This window comes from Acinetobacter lwoffii, from assembly GCF_022967985.1.
Lineage (GTDB): Bacteria > Pseudomonadota > Gammaproteobacteria > Pseudomonadales > Moraxellaceae > Acinetobacter.
Genome location: NZ_JALJVC010000017.1, coordinates 55,512 through 80,052, shown reverse-complemented (window position 1 = coordinate 80,052; position 24,541 = coordinate 55,512). Strand labels below are relative to the sequence as shown.

General features: G+C 43.9%; 25 protein-coding genes. 15 read left to right on the top strand and 10 right to left on the bottom strand.

The annotated features are described in order from the left end of the window. Window positions 1–314 precede the first annotated feature (314 nt). The 3 genes from MWG72_RS11215 to MWG72_RS11205 form a co-directional block, all read right to left on the bottom strand. Window positions 315–569, bottom strand: a complete 255-nt coding sequence (locus MWG72_RS11215; protein WP_180038760.1) for a YfhL family 4Fe-4S dicluster ferredoxin — start codon at window positions 567–569, stop codon at window positions 315–317. 2 nt (window positions 570–571) lie between these two features. Beyond that, complete coding sequence (gene trhP / locus MWG72_RS11210) at window positions 572–1,981, bottom strand: prephenate-dependent tRNA uridine(34) hydroxylase TrhP (protein WP_243474638.1); 1,410 nt, start codon at window positions 1,979–1,981, stop codon at window positions 572–574. Between the two features lie 133 nt (window positions 1,982–2,114). After that, window positions 2,115–2,525, bottom strand: coding sequence for a Cd(II)/Pb(II)-responsive transcriptional regulator (locus tag MWG72_RS11205; protein WP_005106480.1), 411 nt, complete (start codon window positions 2,523–2,525; stop codon window positions 2,115–2,117). Between the two features lie 86 nt (window positions 2,526–2,611). Between MWG72_RS11205 and MWG72_RS11200 the strand changes: the two genes are divergently transcribed. The 3 genes from MWG72_RS11200 to MWG72_RS11190 all read left to right on the top strand — a co-directional run bounded on the left by MWG72_RS11200 (window position 2,612) and on the right by MWG72_RS11190 (window position 3,859). After that, on the top strand, window positions 2,612–3,235 hold the full coding sequence (locus MWG72_RS11200) for a cation efflux transmembrane domain-containing protein (RefSeq protein ID WP_247144067.1): 624 nt from the start codon (window positions 2,612–2,614) through the stop codon (window positions 3,233–3,235). A 171-nt stretch (window positions 3,236–3,406) separates the two neighbouring features. Next, a complete protein-coding gene (locus MWG72_RS11195; protein ID WP_129716483.1) occupies window positions 3,407–3,658 on the top strand; it encodes a hypothetical protein in 252 nt (83 codons plus the stop codon). An 18-nt stretch (window positions 3,659–3,676) separates the two neighbouring features. Beyond that, complete coding sequence (locus MWG72_RS11190) at window positions 3,677–3,859, top strand: YgdI/YgdR family lipoprotein (protein ID WP_005247454.1); 183 nt, start codon at window positions 3,677–3,679, stop codon at window positions 3,857–3,859. 64 nt (window positions 3,860–3,923) lie between these two features. On the opposite strand, the gene MWG72_RS11185 is transcribed toward MWG72_RS11190, so the two are convergent. Next, complete coding sequence (locus tag MWG72_RS11185) at window positions 3,924–4,703, bottom strand: ferredoxin--NADP reductase (RefSeq protein WP_004279005.1); 780 nt, start codon at window positions 4,701–4,703, stop codon at window positions 3,924–3,926. Window positions 4,704–4,808: 105 nt separating this feature from the next. Between MWG72_RS11185 and tsaA the strand changes: the two genes are divergently transcribed. Next, window positions 4,809–5,528, top strand: a complete 720-nt coding sequence (tsaA, locus tag MWG72_RS11180) for a tRNA (N6-threonylcarbamoyladenosine(37)-N6)-methyltransferase TrmO (protein WP_044113030.1) — start codon at window positions 4,809–4,811, stop codon at window positions 5,526–5,528. Window position 5,529: 1 nt separating this feature from the next. Here tsaA and MWG72_RS11175 read toward each other — a convergent pair whose 3' ends face one another. Next, window positions 5,530–6,780, bottom strand: coding sequence for an MgtC/SapB family protein (locus MWG72_RS11175; RefSeq protein ID WP_247144066.1), 1,251 nt, complete (start codon window positions 6,778–6,780; stop codon window positions 5,530–5,532). Window positions 6,781–6,989: 209 nt separating this feature from the next. Here MWG72_RS11175 and tfpB point away from each other — a divergent pair, with 209 nt between their 5' ends. From tfpB to MWG72_RS11155, 4 genes are all read left to right on the top strand, one after another. After that, complete coding sequence (gene tfpB, locus MWG72_RS11170) at window positions 6,990–8,747, top strand: type IV pilus assembly ATPase TfpB (RefSeq protein WP_247144065.1); 1,758 nt, start codon at window positions 6,990–6,992, stop codon at window positions 8,745–8,747. A gap of 93 nt (window positions 8,748–8,840) precedes the next feature. Beyond that, window positions 8,841–9,206, top strand: coding sequence for a NirD/YgiW/YdeI family stress tolerance protein (locus MWG72_RS11165; protein ID WP_004645581.1), 366 nt, complete (start codon window positions 8,841–8,843; stop codon window positions 9,204–9,206). A gap of 135 nt (window positions 9,207–9,341) precedes the next feature. After that, on the top strand, window positions 9,342–10,007 hold the full coding sequence (locus MWG72_RS11160; protein WP_247144064.1) for a response regulator transcription factor: 666 nt from the start codon (window positions 9,342–9,344) through the stop codon (window positions 10,005–10,007). 4 nt (window positions 10,008–10,011) lie between these two features. Beyond that, window positions 10,012–11,346 (top strand): sensor histidine kinase, encoded by a 1,335-nt coding sequence (locus MWG72_RS11155; RefSeq protein ID WP_247144063.1) that lies wholly within the window; start codon window positions 10,012–10,014, stop codon window positions 11,344–11,346. 73 nt (window positions 11,347–11,419) lie between these two features. Here MWG72_RS11155 and hemP read toward each other — a convergent pair whose 3' ends face one another. Next, a complete protein-coding gene (gene hemP, locus MWG72_RS11150; RefSeq protein ID WP_004645578.1) occupies window positions 11,420–11,590 on the bottom strand; it encodes a hemin uptake protein HemP in 171 nt (56 codons plus the stop codon). Between the two features lie 138 nt (window positions 11,591–11,728). Here hemP and MWG72_RS11145 point away from each other — a divergent pair, with 138 nt between their 5' ends. Further along, window positions 11,729–12,628 carry an NUDIX domain-containing protein gene (locus tag MWG72_RS11145; protein WP_247144062.1) on the top strand — a complete coding sequence of 300 codons (900 nt, stop codon included), beginning with the start codon at window positions 11,729–11,731 and terminating at the stop codon, window positions 12,626–12,628. A 58-nt stretch (window positions 12,629–12,686) separates the two neighbouring features. Here MWG72_RS11145 and MWG72_RS11140 read toward each other — a convergent pair whose 3' ends face one another. Both MWG72_RS11140 and mrcB read right to left on the bottom strand, forming a co-directional pair. Further along, window positions 12,687–13,232 (bottom strand): hypothetical protein, encoded by a 546-nt coding sequence (locus MWG72_RS11140; RefSeq protein WP_005103606.1) that lies wholly within the window; start codon window positions 13,230–13,232, stop codon window positions 12,687–12,689. A 14-nt stretch (window positions 13,233–13,246) separates the two neighbouring features. After that, complete coding sequence (gene mrcB / locus MWG72_RS11135; RefSeq protein WP_247144061.1) at window positions 13,247–15,637, bottom strand: penicillin-binding protein 1B; 2,391 nt, start codon at window positions 15,635–15,637, stop codon at window positions 13,247–13,249. A 191-nt stretch (window positions 15,638–15,828) separates the two neighbouring features. Between mrcB and MWG72_RS11130 the strand changes: the two genes are divergently transcribed. Both MWG72_RS11130 and MWG72_RS11125 read left to right on the top strand, forming a co-directional pair. Beyond that, a complete protein-coding gene (locus MWG72_RS11130) occupies window positions 15,829–16,767 on the top strand; it encodes an NAD(+) kinase (RefSeq protein WP_004645573.1) in 939 nt (312 codons plus the stop codon). Between the two features lie 3 nt (window positions 16,768–16,770). Then, window positions 16,771–17,043, top strand: a complete 273-nt coding sequence (locus MWG72_RS11125; RefSeq protein WP_004278992.1) for a YeaC family protein — start codon at window positions 16,771–16,773, stop codon at window positions 17,041–17,043. Window positions 17,044–17,125: 82 nt separating this feature from the next. Here the strand turns inward: MWG72_RS11125 and MWG72_RS11120 are convergent, their stop codons facing one another. Continuing rightward, window positions 17,126–18,127 carry a glycosyl transferase family protein gene (locus tag MWG72_RS11120; RefSeq protein ID WP_005106493.1) on the bottom strand — a complete coding sequence of 334 codons (1,002 nt, stop codon included), beginning with the start codon at window positions 18,125–18,127 and terminating at the stop codon, window positions 17,126–17,128. 409 nt (window positions 18,128–18,536) lie between these two features. Between MWG72_RS11120 and MWG72_RS11115 the strand changes: the two genes are divergently transcribed. Beyond that, a complete protein-coding gene (locus MWG72_RS11115) occupies window positions 18,537–19,880 on the top strand; it encodes a dicarboxylate/amino acid:cation symporter (protein ID WP_195725817.1) in 1,344 nt (447 codons plus the stop codon). A 159-nt stretch (window positions 19,881–20,039) separates the two neighbouring features. Further along, window positions 20,040–21,182 (top strand): acyl-CoA dehydrogenase family protein, encoded by a 1,143-nt coding sequence (locus MWG72_RS11110; RefSeq protein WP_247144060.1) that lies wholly within the window; start codon window positions 20,040–20,042, stop codon window positions 21,180–21,182. A gap of 83 nt (window positions 21,183–21,265) precedes the next feature. Here the strand turns inward: MWG72_RS11110 and MWG72_RS11105 are convergent, their stop codons facing one another. Beyond that, window positions 21,266–21,784 carry a DJ-1/PfpI family protein gene (locus MWG72_RS11105; protein WP_180086137.1) on the bottom strand — a complete coding sequence of 173 codons (519 nt, stop codon included), beginning with the start codon at window positions 21,782–21,784 and terminating at the stop codon, window positions 21,266–21,268. A 488-nt stretch (window positions 21,785–22,272) separates the two neighbouring features. Here MWG72_RS11105 and pheA point away from each other — a divergent pair, with 488 nt between their 5' ends. Both pheA and hisC read left to right on the top strand, forming a co-directional pair. Next, entirely contained in the window at window positions 22,273–23,382 is a 1,110-nt protein-coding gene (gene pheA / locus MWG72_RS11100; protein ID WP_004645570.1) for a prephenate dehydratase, read from the top strand. A gap of 66 nt (window positions 23,383–23,448) precedes the next feature. Continuing rightward, window positions 23,449–24,540 (top strand): histidinol-phosphate transaminase, encoded by a 1,092-nt coding sequence (hisC, locus tag MWG72_RS11095; RefSeq protein ID WP_004645569.1) that lies wholly within the window; start codon window positions 23,449–23,451, stop codon window positions 24,538–24,540. Window position 24,541 lies beyond the last annotated feature (1 nt).

Below are 24,541 nucleotides of genomic sequence, written 5' to 3'. Positions count from 1 at the left end.
GCGACCGGTGAAGGTGCCAAGGCGTCATTGTCTGCTTTTGATTACATCATCCGTTCGGGGCAATAAAAAAAATAGCACCAAGGTTCCCCAAAACCGAGGTGCTATATCTTATAAATACATTATTATCGCTTTATAGGAACTTAGGACGCTAACACCCGAGTTCCTTTTTTTATATTTATTATTGGATCAGCCAAAAGTGTCCCCACACACTTTTAGCTGTTCTTTGCCTCTCACTTTTTGTTTTCAACCCTTATTTTTATACTTTCCCCAAGGTTGTCTTTACATAAAGCAATGTTTATTCCATCGCTTCATTTTTAAGATTTAAATAAGTTCAAACCCTTAAATTTTTCCAGTAATTGTTCTTGTGTTTCCCGATACTCCGGATGTGGAATAATGCATTCAATCGGACAGACATCCACACAGGTCTGATGCTCATAAAAACCGACGCATTCCGTACACCGGTTCACATCAATTTCATAAACTTTTGCACCTTCATAAATCGCGTCATTCGGGCATTCCGGTAAACACATATCGCAATTGATGCATTTGTCGGTAATCAGCAGTGCCATATTTAACTCGCCTGATAAGCCAGTGAAGATGCCGAAATATCCGCAGTCGAACTTGGCAGATTACGGATGAGCAGGGCATATCGCATATCGACATCTGCCGGAACCGGAATCTCGACAATATGACCTGAACCTTTGGCGTCTTCGATCAGATTACCTTTTTTGTCTTTCATTTCGGTTAAAGTAAAGATGATATTGCCTTTAGTCGTCATCAGTTCGAGTGAGTCACCCACCACAAAGCGATTTTTCACATCAATCTTGATGTAATCGCCATTACGTTCCAGCACTTCACCGCAGAAAATTTGATGATCAAAACTTGAGGAACCATGTTCATAATTCTGATATTCACTATGCACATGGCGGCGCAGAAAACCTTCGGTATAACCACGATTCGCTAAGCCTTCTAATTGTGTCATCAGTGACGGGTCAAAAGGTTTACCAGCCAACGCATCATCAATTGCTTTACGGTAAATTTGAGCAGTACGGGCACAATAAAAATAAGACTTGGTACGGCCTTCGATTTTCAGTGAATGAACACCTACTTTAGTTAAGCGCTCTACATGCTGAACAGCACGCAGATCTTTGGAATTCATGAAATAAGTGCCATGTTCATCTTCTTCTGCGGCAAACATGTCTTCTTCGTTGCGCTGTAACAGCACTGGCTCGTTGAATTGGTGCTGCATCTGCATGTGCTGTTCATCAGCATCTTTAGAGCAGCAGCCTGAATCCAGATTTTTTACTGGAATGACATCACCGGTTTCATCTTCCTTGGCATCCAGAACTTTATATTCCCAGCGGCAGGCATTGGTGCAGGCACCCTGATTGGCATCACGTTTGTTCATATAGCCAGACAGCATGCAACGGCCAGAGTAGGCCATACACAATGCGCCATGTACGAATACTTCAATCTCCATATCAGGCACTTGCTGTTTGATTTCTGCAATTTCTTCAATGGATAGTTCACGTGACAGAATGACACGGGTCAGCCCCATGTTTTTCCAGAATTTCACGGTTGCCCAGTTCACGGCGTTGGCCTGAACCGACAGGTGAATATCTATCTCTGGAAAATGTTCACGCACCAGCATGATCAGACCTGGATCGGACATGATCAGGGCATCTGGCTGCATCGCGACCACAGGTTCCAAGTCACGAATAAAATTTTTCAGCTTGGAGTTATGTGGCTGGATATTGACCACCATATAGAATTTTTTGCCTAGTTCGTGCGCTTCTTTGATGCCAATCGCTAAATTGTCATGGTCAAATTCATTATTACGAACCCGCAGGCTATAGCGCGGCTGGCCGGCATAGACTGCATCTGCACCATAAGCAAAAGCGTAGCGCATATTTTTGAGTGAGCCAGCTGGTGAGAGAAGTTCGGTAATAGTGGTAATGCTCATGATCAAATCGAAAGACATATAAAAAGTACGGCTTTATTCTAATCATCTGGAATTTGGATTCAACCTAGTAAATCACTCGGAAATACGCGATTTGGAGGTAAAACACGGTTTTATTTTAAGTAGGGAGCTCTCAATAAAATGTCTTCAACATTCAATCATTTTCAGGGTTTTCAAGCGTTTTTAAAATCTGGCAATGATCAATCGTGGTCGGGGTATTGCAACTTTCTCTCAGTGTGATCAGTTGCCGTTCAAATATCTGTAATTCTTTAATTTTATTTGAAATATCCGAAAGATGCTGATCAATCAGCTGGTTGACGGCACAGCAGTCCTGTTCCGGATTTTGTTCAAGTTGAATCAGGGTTTCAATCTCTTTTAACGACATGTCCAAGGCACGGCAACGCTTGATAAAAAGCAGTCTTTTTAATGCGTCTTCACCATAATAACGATACTGATTACTTGCTCGAAAATTCGGCTGGATAAAGCCTTTTTTCTCATAAAAACGTAGGGTATCGGTGCTTAGACCAGTTTTTTTGGCCATTTCTGAAATCAAATAAACTGACATATCACCCTCATGCTTGACCTTGGAGTTAGTCCATAGTTTCTAATCAATTTATCGTATTTTAGATAAAAAATCATCGGGGGAATGATATGGCCTGTAGTTGTAGTCCTGAACCGGCACCCATCAAGCCCAACAGCAAATTTAGAACAGCGCTATGGATTGCCTTGCTGGTGAACTTGACTTTATTTGTAGTGGAGCTGATCGGTGGTGCATATGCACATTCATCGGCCTTGTGGGCAGACGCGCTAGATTTCTTTGGAGATGCGGTCAATTACGGAATTTCTTTGGCTGTACTCGGTGCGAGTCTGTATTGGCGGGCAACAGTCGCTTTGGTGAAGGGAGTGACCATGGCGTTGTTTGGTCTGGTGGTTATTAGCAAAGTGATTTACGCCTATCTGCAAGGTATTCCACCTGAAGCACTGACAATGGGCCTGATTGGTGTGCTGGCCTTAGTAGCGAATGTATTTACAGCAGCAATTCTTTATGCTTTTCGTGAAGGTGATTCCAATATGCGGTCGGTCTGGCTCTGTAGTCGCAATGATGCAATTGGCAACTTTGCGGTCATTTTGGCAGCCGTAGGCGTATTTGGTACAGGCAGTCTTTGGCCGGATATTATTGTGGCTGTAATTATCGCTACACTCGGCATCACATCAGGTTATCAAGTGATTAAGCAGTCTCTGGAAGAAAGATCACTTAAACATAAATCCAGCTAATTTTTATATTTAAAGCTGTCCTGCAGGGCAGCTTTTTATTTATTTCCATTTTTATAATATTTGAAAAATAAAGCTTTACAAATAAACAAATTAAATTAGAATCTCTGGCGAAATTCAGAAAATATACATAAATTTTAATAATTTAGTTTTTTGCATCGTGCGAGGGTTAATGTGAATTTAATTAAAATTTTTTCAATATTGGCAATATCTGGTTTAGCCGCTTGTAGTTCCAAAGTCGTGACTTATGATGCAACAGGAAAAATCATCGGTTCATGTATGGCGACGCGTGGCCTACTTTCAATCGCGAGCGCACATTGTAGTGGTTCAGGCGATGCCTTGGGTGTGAATTATAATACGCCAAATGCTGCTACGGGCCTATTACCAACGCCACCAAGCCAAAATCAGATTAATTTAAAACCGTAAATAATAAAGGGGAATATCATGAAATTATCAGCACTTATTGCACTCGTAGTGACTGTTATATTGACGGGCTGTGCATCGTCAGTGACTACATTTGACTCTCATGGCCGTATGATTGGTTCATGTAAAGCGCAAACGGGTTTCATCATTGCAGGTGGCGCAGGCTGTTCAGGTTCTGCAAACCAGGAAGGTCGCGATCGTTAATTATTTGGTGATTATTCCAATAAAAAACCGGACTTTTAAGTCCGGTTTTTTATTTTAGAAAATCTTATTTTTCAACGAATGCACGTTCAATCACGTAATCGCCTAAAACGCCCATTTTCGGAGATTCTTTCAGACCGTGTTGATCAAGAAGCGCAGCAACGTCATCTAGGAATGCAGGGCTACCGCATAACATGGCACGGTCAGTTTCCGGGTTGAAACGTGGCAGACCGATTTTTTCAAACAGTTCACCGGTTTCAATCGCGGTGGTTACACGACCTTGGTTTGGATATTCTTCACGGGTGACGGTTGGGTAATATACCAATTTTTCTTTCGCGCCGAGTTCAGAGAAGAATTCATGATTTGGCACTTCATTCAGGATCAAATCTTGATAAGCCAGTTCTGAAATGAAACGGGTACCGTGAACTACGATGATTTTTTCAAAACGCTCATAAGTTTCAGGATCGCGAATAGTCGACAGGAACGGTGCAAGACCAGTACCAGAAGAAAGAAGGTAAAGATTTTTACCTGGGTTCAAGTCATCAAGTACCAATGTACCTGTCGGCTTTTTAGAAACCAAAATGTCATCACCGACTTTGACTTTCTGTAAAATCGAAGTCAGTGGACCATCAGGCACTTTAATTGAGAAAAACTCTAACTCTTCTTCGTAGTTGGCGCTTGCAATTGAATATGCGCGCATTAACGGCTTGCCATTGACTTCAAGGCCGATCATTACAAACTGACCGTTTTTAAAACGCAAAGCAGTGTCACGAGTCGTTTTAAAAGAGAATAAAGTATCATTCCAGTGGTGGACGTGAGTAATCTTTTCGACGTTAAAAGCAGCCATTAAAGGTCTCAATAAATTATCAAATTAGAACAGCTTGCTATTCTAATCTAAATTCATTCTCGATAAACTGAATATATTTAATTGAGCTTATCAAAAAAAGTGATGATGACTGAACTGACGCTGCCGATTATTGGTTATATGCGTTCTCCCTATAAAGAAAAATTTGGTATTCCTCGTCAGCCGAATCTGGTTCAGGTCGAAAGCTATATTGAAATGGTCGGGCCCTATAATGACCTGCTCGCCTTTGAGGGAATTGAAGAATTCAGTCATTTGTGGCTGGTCTGGCAATTTCATGACAATAAAAACCAGCACAACAGCCAGTTTCGTCCACAAGTGCGTCCGCCGCGTTTGGGTGGTAACAAGAAAATAGGCGTGTTTGCTACGCGCAGCATGTATCGTCCATCACCGATTGGTTTATCTGTGGTCAAACTCAAAGAAGTGAGAAAAGTGGGCAAACATGTTCGAGTGTATGTGACAGGGAGTGACTTGCTCGATGGCACGCCAATTATGGATATCAAACCTTATATTCAATATTCGGATGCCATCATTGAAGCACAAAGCGGTTATGCACAGGATGAACCACCACGTAAAACCGTCATTTGGAGCGATGAAGCGGAGCAGCAAAAGCAACAATTACTAGGAAATGGAAAAATTTCTGTGCAGACTATTCAGGAACTGGAAGCTGTCTTATCTTTAGATCCAAGACCTGCATATCAGGAAGATGAAGAACGGGTATATGGGATGAAGTTTGCAAATGTTGATATCCATTTCAAAATTCATGCTCAGCAAGTGCTAATTGTTGCTATCCAGCATATTCCTTCCTAGATTATAGGTTCCACCACAAAACCCCAATCAACACCGCCATATGTAAAATCTGCACCGGTGCAAAATAAAGTACAAACTTCCAGCCACCGGTCAAAGCGGCATTGGCTGATTTGGCCAGGGCATGAGCACCCAGACCTAAAAGCAGGGCATAAATCAGACGCATATTGGAGGGATCACCTTGAACGACGACACTCGCCATCGCGGCATGAATCTCGAACAGAGAGGCGAGTAAGGTCCCGGCCAGTAAGCCGGCATCCCCGAGCCAGACCTCCAGTCCGTAAACTCCAGCCTGAATCAATGTTAATGTGACTGCAATAATCACAGCTTCTTTTAAGCTAAACATCTGGCTGTCTGATGATTCCATGCTCGGCGCAGGTTTTGCCTTGCGCAATAATAAAAACGCACAGGCTGCCAGAAGGATTACGGCAACTAAAGAGGGCAAAAGCAGGATTTTCAGCCAGCTCCATGATACCCCTCCAACCACAATCAATAGCAGTACGATGGTCGAGATACAGGACATCAGTGCGGCGCCGGCATTCGATCGTGCATCCATTTCACCTTTACGGACCTGTAAACCTAACTGAGCGATGGTGGCTGTACTGGAAACAAAACCGGAAGCAATAGAGGACAGCATCAGGGCATTTTTAGTCGAGAAAAAGCGTTTCGCAATATGCGCCAGAGCTTGTACCACTAAAATTAAGGTCAGTAATTTGAGAATAAGATAAGGGTTAAGCACTTCACCCCAGAAAGGTCGGTCAGGAGTAAGCGGTAGACCAATCAAAATCAAGGCCAGTAATAACAGTCCATCCCTGAACTCGGTTTCTTTAATCCATTTCCCGGCAATATTGTGCATGGTATGTTTGGCCATCAAAATACCGGTTAAGAGCACGGAAAGACCGGCTGCCAGAGAAATATTCCACAAACACATGGCGCCAATAAAATAGGTCATCACAAATGCAAGCTCTGTGGTAATGCCCGGGTCATCTGGCTGATTTTTTATGGATAAAATGACCATGCCACCCACGATCAAAGCACCTATTACAGCAATCACGATTCCAAACAGGAAACACAGTGCGCCCAATAAAGCACAGATCGCAAAGGAACGTAAGCCGGCAAAACTCGGTTGCTGCTCACGTTGTTTATGCCGTTCCCGCTCCAGACCAATCAATAGGCCGCAGCCCAATGCCGAGGTGAGTATCGTGAGCAGTTCATGAAAAGAATGCGCATGCAGGGGAACCGCAGTCAAATCCATCTGTGACCTCAGCAAGCTAAGAGTTGATTATTTAAAAATATATGTGATGAGATCAGGTTTGCATAGATCAAAAATGTTGCAGTAGTGATCAAATCCATTCTTTACTTTCTTTTTGAGATTGAAATAGAAACGTACATTCGATAGGTCGGGAGCATGCGAAAAACTGCAAAAACTTGTTATAGTGGAGGCAAGTTTGGGGACTGATAATAATGAAATTTGACTTTGAAATTGATACGGCATGGTGTCTAGACCAACTCTTTAAAGACGGTAAAATCAGTGAACGCGACCGAATGCTGGTACAAACCACTCATCGGCAACGTGAACAATTAAAATGGCACCCTTTACAGTGGATTGCCAATTTTAATCTGGTCGATCAGTCCCATCCCCAAACGACTTTGACCCTGAACCGTTTATGTCAGTGGCTGGCAGAAAAAACCGGATTGATGTTCTATATTATTGATCCGCTTAAAGCTGATGTACAGGCATTGACCCATGTCATGTCGCAGGAATATGCACTGCGCAACCATATTTTGGCAGTAGAAATTCAGGCAGACAAAGTTCTGATCGCCACGGATCAGCCTTATAAAACCGAATGGGTGTCGAATCTCGAGCAAAATATTTCCCCGAAAAAAATACAACGGGTATTACTGAATCCGGAACAGCTACAACGTTATATTACTGAATATTATCAGGTCAGTCGTGCAGTCAGTGGTTCACAAAAATCTTCTGCCTATGACCGGGAAAATAAGGGCGTCGAAGCCTTGCTACAGCTGGGTGACTCACAGAATCCGGATGCCAATGACCAGCATATTGTCAAACTGGTAGACTGGGTGTTGCAATTTGCCTTTGAGCAGGGCGCCAGTGATATTCACATGGAACCGCGTAAAGATACGGGTAAGATTCGTTTCCGGATTGATGGCGTACTGCATACGATTTACAACATGCCCGCCAATACATTGACCGCCGTCATTTCCCGGATCAAGATTCTGGGCCGGATGAACGTCGCGGAAAAACGTAAACCACAGGATGGCCGCCTGAAAACCCGTACACCAAAAGGACAGGAAACCGAATTGCGTTTGTCGACCTTGCCAACGGCATTCGGTGAAAAACTGGTAATGCGTATTTTCGATCCGGAAGTGCTGGTGAGAAGTTTTCAGCAACTCGGTTTTGAAGGTCATCTGCTCAACGACTGGAACAATCTGACCAGTCATAGTCATGGCATTATTCTGGTGACCGGTCCGACCGGTTCCGGTAAAACTACTACGCTTTATTCAACTCTGAAGCAGCTGGCGACTGAACAGGTCAACGTCTGCACGATTGAAGATCCGATCGAGATGCTGGAACCTAGCTTTAACCAGATGCAGGTCAATAATGGTATTGATCTCGGTTTTGCTGACGGCGTGCGCGCACTAATGCGTCAGGACCCGGACATTATCATGGTTGGAGAAATTCGTGATCAGGACACTGCCAATATGGCGATTCAGGCAGCATTGACCGGTCACCTGGTTCTATCGACTTTACATACCAATGATGCGCCGTCGAGTCTGACCCGTCTGCATGATTTAGGCGTACAGCCATTTTTGACAGCAGCAACCATCTTGGGTGTTCTGGCTCAACGTCTGGTACGTAAGCTGTGTCCGCACTGCAAACAGGAAAGCTTCCTGAATGAACAGGAATGGCAGCATCTGGCAGCCGATTATCCTTTGCCGCGACCGGAATTTGTCTTTAAGGCGGTGGGCTGCGAAGAATGCCGGCATACCGGCTATAAAGGCCGTATCGGGATTTATGAGTTTATGCCACTGAGTCTGACCACCAAACAGCTGATTGGTGCCGATGCCAACCTGAACCAGCTGCGTCAGCAGGCTAAAAAAGAAGGGGTAGAGCCGCTCAGAATTGCCGGGGCACGCAAGATTCTGGAAGGTGTGACCACGCTTGAAGAAGTCCTGAGAGTTGTGCCCTTAAATTAATTTTGAAAATGAAGCAATCTTAAGATTCAATTCATCTTCGGCTGTTTTAATAGCATCATCGAAACAAGGCAAGACTTTAAAGAGGTAATTGCGATGAAAATGATGATAAATACGGTTTTGGCAGCTGCATTGATGGGTTCTATCGCGACGGCTACGATAGCAAGTAGCGACACTGCTGTGAATCAGGCTGCTTTTGCTAAATCGACCACAGTCAAACAGGCACTGGCCATGAAAGATGACAGTAAGGTTCAGCTTAAAGGTTATGTCGTAAAAGCAGTGGGTGATGAAAAATACCAGTTCCGCGACAGCACAGGCACCATTACGGTTGAGATTGATGACGAACTTTGGCAAGGCAAACCGATTTCAGCCAAAACACCGGTAATCATCACAGGTGAAATCGACATTGATTATAAACCGGCAAAACGTGTTGAAATTGAGGTTGATCAGGTTCGTTTCTAATATCGCCTGATTTGCTGAAATCAATTTGAACACAGCGACAAAAAACCACATGCAAGTTACCAAAAAGCATGTGGTTTTTTTGAGTCTGGAACTTTTTCAAGGCAAGATAGAACAAGGAAGCAAACGGAGCAGAATATGCGTATTCTTTTGGCGGAAGATGATCAGTCTCAGGCAGACAGTATCCAGACTTGGCTGGAAATGGACGGTTATGTGATTGATCGGGTAGAGCGTGGTGATCATGCGATCCTAGCGATTGAGCAGCATAAATATGACTGTATTCTGCTGGATCGTGGCCTGCCGAATGCCACTGGAGATGACATTCTGAAAATTTTGCGCAGCCAACATCAAGATACGCCGGTGATTTTTATTACGGCCAAAGACAGTATTGATGACCGGGTTGAAGGTCTAGATTTAGGCGCGAATGATTATCTGGTCAAACCTTTTAGTCTGGAAGAACTTTCGGCCCGAGTTCGTGCCCAATTCAGACAGAAACAGCAAACACCGAATCATATCCTGCAATGGCAGGATCTCAGTCTGGACACTCAAGCCAAGACCCTAACTAAAGAAGGTCAAGCTGTGAATCTGACTGCGAAGGAATTTCAAATTCTATACAAGCTGATGCAGCAGCCTGAACATATTGTCACCCGTGAACAGCTGGAAGAATCGCTGTACGCTTGGGGTGATGAAATTGAAAGTAATGCCATTGAAGTATTTATCTATCAGCTGCGTAAAAAAATCGGCAGCCAGATGATCAAGACTATTCGCGGTCTGGGCTATCGCATGCATAAGGCTGAGGTATAAACCTATGTCAGCTGCTATTTCCTTGCAAACTAAACTGATCAAACATGCGCTGTTCAGTTCGATATTGGCTGGAATATTGGCCTGGCTGCTGTTATTGGGAATTTCCAGTTATCAAGCCAGTCAGCTGCATGATGAATTAATGGAGCAGATTTCTGAGTTACTGCTTGGCGATGTGACCCAGGCCAAAGACGCCCAGGTGGATGAACTCAGTGAACAGTTTGATATCCAGTATGCCTTGTTGCTGGGCCAGCAGGTACTGACTACTTCGATTGATGATGAATTAATTAATACCATTCCAAAAGCACAGAACAACGGCTTTCAGTTTGCTTATGAAAATGGTCATTTTATCCGGATACTGACTGCGGAAGATGACGACCTTCAGGTCAAAATCGTACAGCCACTTTCAGTACGTTTCGATGAACTCTGGCAAACTACTTTGGGCTTTGCCGGGATCTTATTCACTTTATGGCTAGTGCAATGGCTGATTCTAAGGGTCTCGGTCAAACGCCAGTTACGGCCATTAAACAAGATTTCGCGTGCCATTGGTTCCAAGACTGCTCAGGATCTGAGTCCTATTAAAACACCTGACCCTGAAATCACTGAACTGCAACCGATCATTCGTCAGCTGAATGCCATGCTCGGCCGGCTGGAGAAATCACTGGCTGCTGAACAGCGTTTTACTGCAGATGCTTCACATGAGCTGCGTTCGCCACTGTCTGCGATTCAAATGCGTCTACAGGTTTTAAAACGCAAATATCAAGATGATGCACAGCTCCCTCAGGCATTACAGTTGATCCAAAATGATGTCAACCGCGGCACGCAGGTACTGGAAAATTTACTTTTACTGGCACGACTCGATCCGGAGCGAACAGGGCAATTAGCAACGCAAACGATTAATCTTAAGAATCTGGTTCAGGAGGCTTTGCAGGCCTTGCAGCCTTTTGCAGAAGAAAAAGACATTCATTGGAATCTAAAACTTGAGGATGCTGTGATCGAAGCGAATCCAGAACTGATTTTTAGTTGTATTCGCAATCTGGTCGACAATGCGATCCGTTATACGCCGCAACAGGGACAGGTCGAGATCCGAACAGTTATTGAGCAGCATCAGATACAGTTACTGATTGAAAACTCAGGAGAGGGGATTGCTGATGAGGTACTGGAACGTTTAGGTGAACGTTTTTATCGGGCTTTGGGTACGCGAACTCAGGGTTCGGGTTTAGGCCTGTCCATTTGCCAGAAAATTATGGCACTGCATGCAGCTAAAATTGACTATGCGCCGTCGGACTTGGGTGGACTTAAAGTGTCATTGAGTTTTGAGCCTGATGGCAAAATCTCATGATTAGAAGATTAAAAAGCAGTATGCGCTGATTCATACTGCTGCTTCCCACGTTTGTTATTTTAGATTGTTTTAATTATTTGGTCAGAATAAGACGGTTGTTGCGGGTCAGGCGCAAGCGGTATTCTTCGCCGGCATGCATGATCCGGATTTCACGACCCAGTGCAAACAGATTGTTGGAGTGCAGCATTGGCAAGGCATGGTGAGTATCATTGTTACGGGTGAATAGGCTAAATGGGGCGTTCATTCCGTCGACTCCGTGGTGTGTTTTGGATTGATTTAAATGATAATCATTATCGAATAGATCTGTCAACGAAATATTGAGCAATTTATAAAAAACTCTAATTTGCTTACAATCTGTAAAACTTTACCGGTTCTGTACATCATGACTAAAGCTACAATTCATGTCGCAATTGCGCTTTTATTTTATCAAAATCAGGTTCTAGTCGGCTGGCGTGAGGCCAAGCAGCATCAGGGCAATAAATATGAATTTCCAGGCGGAAAAGTTGAACAGGGCGAATTACCAGTCGAAGCCTGCCGCCGCGAAGTGATTGAAGAGGTCGGGGTTGATATCGAACGCTGGCATGCTTCTGATTTTATTTCTCATGAATATGAAGATCTCATCGTCAATTTGCATATTTTTCATGCTTCAGTACTGCCTACTCAACTGGCTGAAATCAAACAGCCTTGGCGTTGGTATAGCCGGGAAGAACTTGGTCAGCTGAATTTCCCGAAAGCCAATCAGTCCATGATTCAAAAGCTGCAATGGCCGCAGCGCATCAAGATTGCTGAAGATCTGGATATCTTATCAAGTCTGGATACAGATCAAATGTTGTATTGGCGCGTGGAAGCAACGCCTGAACGGATCATGCAATTACAGCAATATCCGGTAGATCAACTCTCCAAGTTAATCATTAATCAGCAGCTTTGGTCACAACTGAATGAATTGCAGCAGCAGACGATTCGCACGATTCATCTAAAACAGACTCAATTGATGGACTTGAAACAAGGCGAATTGAAATCTGGTTATCGTTATCTGGCGGCTTGTCATGACCTGAGCGCTTTAATGCATGCAGAACAGATCGGTTGTGAAGCAGCTTTACTTAGTCCGGTACTGACGACTGCAACGCATCCCGACACACCTGCGCTAGGCTGGGAGCAATTCAAGCAAATGGCAGAGCAGGTACAGATTCCGGTTTTTGCTTTAGGCGGAATGAAGACTGAAGAACTCGATTATGCAAAAAGCCAGCATGCTTATGGCATTGCCGGCATTCGCTATATTTAAACACTTTATTTAGAAAACAAAATTTCTATTGGTAAGTCAGTTTCTATGGGAAATTATCTTAAAGCTTTTTCAGTGCCTGTTGAGCTTGCTGAATCGCTTTGGCATTTTTCCGCAACTGAGCAGATTTAAGGCGCACTTGCCAAAGCTGCTTTTTCATGGCACTAGATTGTGCATAACTCAGGCCACGTAAGGCAAAAGCATCGGCGCTTGCTGGCTGATTTTTACGGTTAGCAATCATACCCAAGTATAAATAGGTTTCCGGTGCCTGAGGGGCCAGTCGCTGTGCCTGAGTTGCAGACGCTTCAGCTTGAGCGAACTGCTGCTTGGTATAGGCCTGCTGGGTTTGCTGCATCAGACTCTTGAAAGCCGGCAGATTACGGCCATCATCAAACTTTTGGCTTTTCGGCTTCTGTTCAGGAATGACAATTTTCTGACGTTTGATGTCAGGACGGTCATAAGGCGTAATCACTACGCTGTCTGGCGTTTTTGCCTTAGGTTTTTCCGTCGCAGGCTTGACTGGGGTAACTGGCTTTTCTGGCTCAGAGATACTTTGGCAGCCCACCAGACTGAGGATGAGCAAACCAGGGAGGATTTTTCTTAACATAAACATAGACTCAATTAATGGCTATAACTTCCACTGGCGATAATACGGGTTTCGCTCTCAAGATCGCGTTCTATTTCTGTTTCACTTTCTTGTATATAGCGACTCATATCATCCTGTTCAGCATCAGATGGCTCAGGTTCTGAATCAATATCATAAGGTTCCGTCGCATAATGCGAGATGCCGCAGGCAGTTGCCTGATTTGGCAGGGCATGACGCGAAATCGGGATATACATGGCGCCTTCACAGCCTTGTGCAGACAACAAACCCGTATGACGATCTAGCCAATGCCATTCGATTTCATTCGGCTGTGGCAAATTCACCGGTTTTTGGCGTAGTTGTTTCATGACATTGGTCCACACGGGCAGGGCACCTGAAGAACCGGTCAAGCCAGTGACTTTGTTGTCATCCAGACCGAGCCAAACCACGGTCATATAATTACCTGAGTATCCGGCAAACCATGAGTCACGGCTGTCATTCGTGGTACCGGATTTGCCGGCAAGATTCAGACTACGTGGTAAGCTGTTATAGGCTGCACGGCCTGTACCATTCGACATGACCTGTTGTAAGCCATAATTCAGGGCATAAGCGGAAGCAGGATCAATAGTCGGTTGTACACTCAGGCTATAACGATCCAGAGAGCGGCCGTTGGCATCCACCACAGAGCGGATGGCTTTAGTTGGATATTTAAAGCCGCCTGTAGCAAAGTTGCCGTAAATGTTCATCACTTCCATCGGGGACATATCTACCGCACCCAAGTAAATCGACGGATAAGATGGAATATCTGAAGTTACACCAAATTTTTTCAGATGATTAATAAAGGTAGACAGGCCAAATTCTTGTGCTAAACGCACAGTGGACAGGTTATAAGATTGCGATAATGCCTGCGACATTGGAATGACACCATGTCCACGACCACTATAGTTTTTCGGTGTCCAGGTTTTGCCGTCACTTTTGATGCTGATTTCACTGTCTTCAATCGGGCTCGCCCAGTGATAACGGTTTGATTCCAGTGCACTCAGGTAGATCACAGGCTTTAACAGGGATCCGACTTGACGTTTGGCATCGACTGCACGGTTAAAGCCGGTAAAATCTTGAGTAGAACCCACTGCGGCCACCAGTTCGCCATTTTCCGGATGCGATACTAATACTGCGCCCTGTAAATCTTTCAGGCGACCCGGATTGGATTTGCTTAAACGCGCCACCGTTTCTTTAAAACTGTCCTGAATTCGGGTTTGGGCCAGAGGGTCTAAAGTGGTGAAAATGCGCAGACCCTGATTGGTCAGATCGGTTTCCTGATAATCTGTGCGTAATTGACGACGTACGATATCCAGAAAATCCGGGAAGCGGGCAGGGCCTAAAGTCGGTTTTGAAATGACATTTAACGGACGTGCGGTTTCTTTTTCATATTGTTCCTGAGTCAGATAGCCCATTACCAGCATATTATTCAGGACGATATCACGGCGTTTTTTCGCACTTTCAGGATTGCGCCATGGATTGTATAGACTCGGGCCTTGGACTAAACCCACCAAAAATGCTTGCTGGGAAATATTCAGTTCACGCAGTGGCAGGCCAAAATAAAACTGCGATGCCAGACCATAACCATTAATGGAGTAGTTACCATTCTGGCCGAGATTTACCTCATTCAGATAAGCTTCTAGAATTTCATTCTTGTCATAATGCAATTCAATCAGCATCGCCATAAAGGCTTCATTCACTTTACGTTTTAAGGTGCGCTCAGGGGTTAAATAGAAATTTTTGACCAGCTGCTGGGTCAAGGTTGAGCCACCCTGACGTTTACCACCGGTAATATTGCTGACTACGGCACGTGCAATACCACGCGGTGAAACCCCATGATGCTCATAGAACTTACGGTCTTCGGTCGCGATCAGCGCTTCGATCAAGGGCTTAGGCACTTTATTTAGCTTGATCAGCACACGGTCTTCGTTATGCTGCGGATAAATCCCACCAATTAATAAAGGTTCTAAACGCGCAATCCCGCTTGAAGACGGTTTGGTTGCGCTGACTTCTGCAATCTGTTCACCGCTGAAACTGACTTTCAATATTTGTTCCGGTTCAACCCGGTCACCAAAATCAAAGCCGCGTGTATGCACATACAGGGTATTACCCGTGGTGACAAAGTTGCCTGATTTAGTATAACTATCCGAATTTTTATAACCGAGTAATTTTAATTCTTGTTGGAAATCCTGCAGGCTGACTGGGGCATTCACGTACACTTCCATCGGACGTGCGAAGACCTTGGCCGGAATATCCCAGCGCTGACCTTCAAACTTGTCGCGTACAATATTGTCTAATCTAATCAAATAGATACTAAATGCTACAAAGATAGAAATGACAATAATAGAAAAAATTAAGGCAAGAAACCCCATGCCACGTTCAGATTTCATAAATACTTATAAGATCCTGTGAAATTGTGCTAATCATGCGAAGCTTTTCATTATTTTGCAATATTTAATCAAGAAATGCGCTTAAAATTAAAATGAAACCCCACAATTTCTCCTTAATTCGAATATATTTCAAATAATTTCCTACCTATGAAGCACTGTTATAAATTGTCATCCAGGTATAGCTTAATGTTATGATAAGCAGGATTCGTAGCGGAGCGACGACACTGGTGCAAATTTCCCATAAGACCTTTCGAAATATCGGGTTAATAGGACGTCCTGATAAATCGTCGGTGGTTGAAACCTTATGCCTTATTCACGATCATCTTCTCAATTTAGGCCTACACCCAGTTTTTGATGCAGCGACAGCTGAACTTGTTCCCTATCAAAATACCCAAACCGTCAGTCGTGCCTTATTGGGTGAGGTGGTGGATCTGGTGATTGTCGTGGGCGGTGACGGCTCGCTATTACATGCAGCACGCGCCTTGGTCAAGTACAATACCCCGGTGATCGGGGTTAACCGTGGTCGTCTGGGGTTTTTAACGGATATCAAGCCGACTGAAGTGATATTCAAGCTGGATCAGGTATTAAAGGGTGACTTTCAGACTGAGCGACGCTTTTTACTCGAAGTCGAAATTCGCTCCAAAGGTGAAGTGATTTACGATGCCATTGCTCTAAATGATGTGGTGCTACATTCAGGGAAATCGGTACATATGATCGATTTTGAACTGAATATTGATGGACAATATGTCTATCGTCAGCACAGCGATGGCCTGATAGTCTCTACGCCGACTGGTTCTACGGCGTATGCGCTTTCTGGTGGTGGCCCGATTGTACATCCAAGTATGGATGCGATTGCCTTGGTACCGATGCATCCGCATACCTTGTCTTCACGCCCGATTGTGGTCGGTGGACATAGTGAAATTAAATTACTGATTCGTGAAAATCGCGTACTGCCGATGGTTAGTGCGGATGGACAACACAGTGTGTCTTTGAATGTGGGTGATAGCGTCCATATTCGCAAGCATCCCTTTAAACTGAATCTTCTGCATCCACCGGGTTATGACTTTTATAATGCCTGTCGAACCAAACTGGGGTGGAATCAGGACTTTGATTATTTTAAGCAGGATTAAATCATGAATATTGAACAAATGCTTGCCGTACTCAATCCTGAGATTGTTGAACGCCTAAGAACAGCAGTCGAAATTGGAAAGTGGCCAAACGGTGTAGCCTTGACACCAGAACAACGTCAGACCTGTATGCAGGCAGTGTATGCCTGGGAAATGAAAAACCTGCCTGAAAATGAGCGCAGCGGTTATATCGATCGCGGTACTAAAGAAGAGGGTGAAGAGTGTGATGATGATCATCACAAGAATGAACCTGAATTCAAGCCGATTCGTTTTGTTTAAGGCTTAATTCCCAGCCAATAGCAATACAATTAAAAAAAGCATTGTTCATTCACTGAACAATGCTTTTTTCTTTTGCACAAGATTAAACCGTGTGGCGATTCGCCCATAAGATTTTGGCTTTTTGCATCGCAGCTTCAAAGCTGTCACACACGCCCATGGTATATAGCGCAATGCCCATAGTTTCTATCACTGCAATCTCGCCATAATCATGGCTTTGCTGACCGTCCCAGACAGCCTTAAATAGCGCCAGATCCAGTTCTTCTTCAATTGGACTGCGGTTGTCAGTGAGCTTTGGCAATTCATGCTCATAGAGCAGGCCATCTTTAATGCCACAGATGAGCGTTTTGGCATCCGGATTACGCTCGAATTCGCCCCCTTCACCTTTAATCACGGCACTATTTTTATAGCCCAAGCGGAAAGCTGCTTGCTGATGCGAACCACGATATGCTGGATGGAAAATGGCTTGCAGGGTCGCTTTGGCATTAAAGGGATTGATCAGACGCGCCAGGGTATGAATTGGGGAGCGTAAGCCCATGACATTACGCAGCGCAATCAAGTCTGCAAGAATCGGAGAAATTACTTCTAACGGTATGTAAGCAAAATGCTGTTGTAGAAGTTGCTGTTCAACCTCGGCATCATTTTGACAGATTGGATAGCCTAAGTAAGTCAGCACCTGTTCGGTGTAAACGCGGTTCATGGTATGGCCCGAGGCACCATGCATCACAATATTATAACCATGCTTGGCCAGTGTCAGGGCTGCCAGAATAAACCATGGATAATGCTTGCGCTTGCCCGCATATGAAGACCAGTCCAGATCGACATCCAGTTTTTTGAAACTCAGCTGGTCACGTGTCGCCTGTACAAAACCGGCCAACTCATCTACAGATTCTTCCTTGACCCGCAATAACATCAAGAATGCACCTAACTGCACATCCAGCACTTCATTTTTCAAAATCATACTGAAGGCTTGATAGGCTTCATCATAGCAGAGAGAGCGGGCGCCATTTTTCCCTTTACCCACAATGCGTACATATTGGGCAAAGGGATGTTCGAAATCTTTATAAATATTTCTTTTGGTATTCATAACTTTTTACAGCTTGCAGAAAATATTAATGTCAAGGGAGAGGGTGAAAATCCATAAACATTTCAGTATACGTAAAACAATCAGTTAAATCTGATTATCGACTAATGTCTAATCTATTCTGGTTAAAACATAAACAAGCGCATAATAAGTTATGCACATTTAGTCTGAATATTCGGTAAAATTTAGGCAATTTTTAGAGTCTGTTTAATTTTTCTTAATCTCTTTCTCCCATTTAATACTTTGGTCTGATACTTGAGTGTCAGATTCAATGCATGGCTGATTATCATTTTTGAACATTCTCTTGAGCCTTTTGAGACTTGATCCGGTTCATCCTGAGAAGGGATGAAGAGGTCAGTATATTTCTCAAAATGGTCTTTCTTATTTTTGATATCGTTCAAGTAGATTTATTATGGCGAAACAACCAATTTATAAGTCACTGTATTTTCAAGTGATTGTGGCCATTATCGCAGGTATTCTGGTCGGGCATTTTTCGCCTAGTGGTACGCAAATTATCAATGGCGTAGAACAGCATGTCCCTGGCTTGGGCGAACAGCTTAAACCGCTTGGTGATGCATTTATCCGTCTGATTAAAATGATTATCGCACCTGTAATTTTCTGTACCGTAGTGAGCGGTATTGCAGGTATGGAAAGCATGAAATCAGTCGGTAAAACTGGTGGTGTGGCTTTACTTTACTTCGAGATCGTATCCACGATTGCTTTGGTCATCGGTCTGGTCGTGATTAACATCGTCAAGCCTGGTGTGGGCATGAACGTTGATCCTGCTTCACTGGATACTAGTGGCATCAGTAAATATGTTGCTTCAGGTGAGTCACAATCGACTATCGACTTCCTGATGAACATTATTCCAAATACGGTTGTGGGCGCATTTGCGGAAGGCGAAATCCTGCAGGTTCTATTGTTCGCGATCATCTTTGGTTTTGCACTGCATAAGCTCGGTGATCAAGGCAAGCCAGTCCTGAAACTCATCGACCAGATTTCACATGTGTTTTTCAACATCGTGAACATGGTGATGAAACTTGCTCCAATTGGTGCATTTGGTGCAATGGCGTTTACAATTGGTAAATATGGTATTGGTTCTCTTGCTCAGCTGGCACAGTTGATCATTTGTTTCTATGTTACCTGCGTACTGTTTATTTTCATCGTATTGGGCTCAATTGCGCGTTTCGCAGGGTTCAGCATCATGAAGATGATCCGCCTGATTCGCGAAGAACTTCTGATTGTACTGGGGACGTCATCTTCAGAATCAGTACTGCCACGTATGTTGAAGAAACTGGAACTTGCCGGTGCAGAGAAGTCGGTGGTAGGTCTGGTGATTCCAACTGGTTATTCATTTAACCTGGATGGTACGTCGATTTACTTGACGATGGCTGCAATCTTTATTGCGCAAGCAACCAATACGCAACTTGACTTGTCTCATCAAATTACCCTGCTTCTGGTACTTCTGATCTCATCTAAGGGTGCGGCAGGCGTGACTGGTTCAGGCTTTATTGTGATGGCGGCAACTTTGGCTGCTGTAGGGAATATTCCTGTTGCAGGTCTGGCATTGATTCTCGGTATCGATCGTTTCATGTCTGAAGCTCGTGCCTTGACCAATCTGGTCGGTAACTCTTTGGCGACTTTAGTGGTTGCGAAATGGGTGGGCCAGTTAGATATGGACAAGCTGAACTATGCTTTAGCAAATCCTGCAGAAATTGATGAAAAAATGGCGCAAGAAGGCAATAACGCTCACTAAGTTTGAGTCTGTTTTTAGTGTCTAAAAGGGAAGCTTCGGCTTCCCTTTTTTATTGACTGTGAAGTTAGTAAAAAGATGAATGCCGGCACATGACAGGGATCATGAAAGTCGATAGTCTGTGAAAAGGAAACTAAAATGATAAACAACAAGGACAATAGAATGCTTGCCTACGATGCCGATCTAGAATTATTCCGCGATAATTTTAAACGCTTTATGAACGAACATGTCGCACCGTACTACGACCAGTGGGAACGTGAAGGTCTGATGCCGCGTTCAGTCTGGAATGCACTCGGTGAAAATGGCTTCTTGTGTGTCGATGTTCCAGAAGAATATGGTGGCTATGGGGTGCCGACCGATTATTCCTTGATGCTGATCGAAGAATCTGCACGTGCCGGATACAGTGCCATTGCCACAGGTCTGTCTTGTCATTCCGATATTGCAGCACCGTATATCCTGCATATTGGTACTGAAGAACAGAAAAAATACTGGTTACCAAAAATGGTCACCGGTGAAGTGGTCGGTGCGATTGGCATGACCGAGCCAGGTGCAGGTTCAGATTTGCAAGCTATGCGCACCAGTGCCATCTTGCAGGATGAACATTATCTGTTAAATGGCTCAAAAACCTTCATTTCCAATGGTCAGCATGCTGACTTGGTAGTGCTTGCGGTCAAAACCGATCCTCAAGCCCGAGCTAAAGGCGTTTCATTGCTACTGGTCGATACCCATCTGGAAGGCTTTAAAAAAGGCACTAATCTGGACAAGATTGGTCTGCATGCTCAGGATACGTCTGAACTGTTCTTCGACAATGTTAAAGTGCCAAAGGACCAATTACTGGGTCAGCCGGGACAGGGATTTGCTTACCTGATGCAGGAATTGCCACGTGAGCGTACCGCCATCGCTGCCACCGCTCTAGGCGCCATTCGTGGCTCGATCGATGTGACCACACAATATGTGAAAGAGCGTCAGGCTTTTGGTCAGGCGATCGGTCAATTCCAGAATACTCGTTTTGTGTTGGCGCAAGCGAAAATTGATGAATTGGCAACTGCAGCATTTTATAACCAGAATCTTGAGCTTTATATGCAAGGGAAGCTGGATGTAGAAACTGCAGCGGCATTAAAAAGTTTTTCTACCGATATGCAGATGAAAATCGCGGACAATCTCCTGCAATTATTTGGGGGTTATGGCTATATGACTGAATATCCAATTTCACGTTTCTTCGTTGATGCGCGGATCCAGCGGATTTATGGGGGTACCAATGAAATCATGAAGGAGATTGTGGCCCGCGGTCTGTTAGGGCGTTAATAGCTCAACCATAAAAAAGAGTCCCGAAGGACTCTTTTTTATAGGGGAGAACATGGCCAAGATGGGAAATATTTTTTAAGACTTTATGATTTTAAAACATCCAAACATTCATGAATAAAAATGGGTAAATCATTGGGTAGGCGCGATGAAATCAACTGATTATTGTCATTCACCAGTTCTGCATCATAATACGTTCCACCGGCACGTTGTACGCGACTGGCATGCGCGCGAATACTGGTAATAATTCGATTTTTCAGCACATCTGCTTCACACAGTAATAATGATGCATCACATAAACTAAAGATGGTTTTCTTGGCCTGGTTAAAAGCCTGGATAAATTGAAGCACCCGGAGATCGGTAGATAAAGAAACTGCAGATTCACCGCCAGGAATCAGCAAGGCATCAAAATCATCAATACTGATTTGTTCGATGTCCCGGTCAATCGTCACTGCAGAACAGCCATGCAGACCATAGACCACTTTTCCTGCATTAAACTCAATATTACAGATGCTATGCTTTGCTTCCAGCAAGGCTGCAACGGGTTCAAGATATTCCTGATCTTCAAAATTATTCGTCAAAAGTACAGCTATTCTTTTTGGCATGACTGACACCCAAACGCTTGTTTTAAGTTAGACTATCTATGATTGGTTAAAAAATCGTCTCTGCTTTGTAATTGAGTAGTGATTTAATGTAAAAAAATAAGTGAAATCAAAGAGAAGTCGATAAAAATGGGATTGCAGAGTGTGCATTTTATTGTGAAATCTATCTTAGATATGAATGGTTCAAAAATGACGTTTGAAAAGAAATTATTTTAATTTTCTTATGTTTAAAACCGCTATATAGATTAAGAAATAGTGATATTTCATCTTCCTTAAAATCAGTTAATATGGACAGGCAAAGTTTACAATTTAATAATGTAAATCAAGTAGAAAAGCTGAAGTAAATGTTACCAGATATGACTAAAAGCGATAAACGGTTAAAATCAACTGTATGTTTTTAAGACTTAATCTACCAATGCCATATTGCGTAACATTTGAAAGCTCACTATTGTTATACTGAACAGATAAGGTTTATGAAGGGCGACAGAACAATGATCAACGACGATCAAAACACCACGACTTCTCTTGATTTGGCAAAAATTCGTGAAGATATCGATTCTGTTGATCAGCAAATTCAGCAATTGATTAACCGTCGGGCACGTTTGGCTGAAGCAGTGGCAAAAGCAAAATTTGCCTCAGAAGAGAATCCGCTGTTTTACCGTCCAGAACGTGAAGCTCAGGTTTTGCGTAATGTCATGGAACGTAATGAAGGGCCATTGTCTGATACCACCATGGCACGTCTGTTCCGTGAAATCATGTCGGCCTGTCTGGCACTCGAAGCTCCGCAAAGCATTGCTTTCCTTGGACCAGTCGGGACTTATACCCATTCTGCGGTACTCAAGCACTTTGGTCATGATGCTGTGGTTCGTCCTTTACCGACCATTGATGAAGTTTTCCGTGACGTGGAAGCAGGCAGTGCCCATTATGGTCTGGTGCCGGTAGAAAATTCCTCTGAAGGCGTGGTCAACCATACTTTGGACTGTTTTAAAACATCGAACCTGAATGTGATTGGCGAAGTTGAATTACCGATTCACCATCAGTTCCTGATTTCTGAAAATACCCGTAAAGACAGCATCAAACAGATTTATGCGCATCAGCAGACTTTGGCACAATGCCGTAAGTGGCTGGATGCGCATTATCCAGGTGTGGAACGTGTCGCTTTAAGTTCCAATGCGGAAGCAGCACGCCGTATTCGTAATGAATGGCATTCTGCTGCAATTGCTTCTGAAATTGCCGCGAGTATCTATGACCTCGAAATCATGCATAGCAATATCGAGGACAATCCGGAAAATACCACACGCTTCCTGGTGATTGGTCGTGAAAAAGTGCCGCAAAGTGGTAATGACAAGACTTCATTACTAATCTCAGCGCATGATCGTGCCGGAGCTTTGCTGGAAATTCTGGCGCCGTTTGCCAAGCACAATATCAGCCTGACCAGTATTGAAACCCGGCCTGCACTTCCTGAAAAATGGGCTTATGTGTTCTTCATTGATCTTGAAGGCCATATTGAGCAGGAACACGTGAAAGCAGCCATTGAAGAAATTCGTCCTTTGGTCAAAGAAGTTCGCGTACTCGGTTCATATCCTGCAGCTGTACTTTAAGTCAGCTATCCGTGGTCAGGGCGAGGGTGCTGACCACTGTTTTATATTTAAAATTGGAAGTCTAAAATGTCGTTTGTTCCAGCTAATTCAGGCATCTCAAAATTAAAGCCATATCAACCGGGTAAGCCGATCAGTGAACTTGAGCGCGAGTTGGGTCTTACCGATATCGTCAAACTGGCTTCAAATGAAAATCCGCTGGGTTGTTCAGATAAAGTCAAAGAAGCGGTCGCTGCGGAAATTGCTGAAATTGGCCGTTATCCAGATGGTGGTGGTTTTATCCTGAAAGATCAGATCAAAACCCAGTTTGGTTTTAATCATGATCAGATTACCTTGGGGAATGGTTCAAACGACTTACTGGAAATGTTTGCCCGTGCATTCGTTTCAGAAAATGATTCGGTGGTGTATAGCCAGCATGCTTTTGCGGTTTATGCATTGGTAACTCAAGCCATTAATGCGCAAGCGATTGAAGTACCAGCTAAAGGCTTCTCGCATGACTTGGAAGCAATGGCGGCTGCCATTCAGGACAACACCAAACTCGTTTTCATTGCAAACCCGAATAATCCGACGGGAACCTGGTTCGAAGAAGCTGAATTTGAAGCTTTCATGCAAAAAGTTCCTGCTAATGTCATCGTGGTTCTGGATGAAGCCTATGTGGAATATTTCCCGGAAAACTTCAACAGCTTGAAATTCCTTGCGCAATATCCAAACCTGATCGTTAGCCGTACTTTGTCGAAGTGTTATGGTTTGGCTGCACTACGTGTTGGTTTTGCTCTGGCTTCAGTTGAAGTGACAGATTACCTGAACCGTATTCGTCAACCATTTAATGTCAACCATTTAGCGATGGTCGCTGCGGTGGCTGCACTGAAAGATGAAGACTTTATCGCGCGTTCTCGTGAAGTGAATAAAGCCGGTATGGCGCAACTTGAAGCTGGCTTTAAGGCTTTGGGTCTTAACTATGTGCCTTCACGTGCCAACTTTATTCTGGTAGATGTACAGGCAGACCCATCAGCAACCTTCAATGGTTTGCTCAAACAAGGGGTGATTGTGCGTCCGGTTGGTATTTCAAATCACATTCGCGTATCGATTGGTACTGAAGCAGAAAATGCGAAATTCTTGAGCGCATTGGCTAAAGTACTCGGTTTAGAGGCAAAAGCTTAAA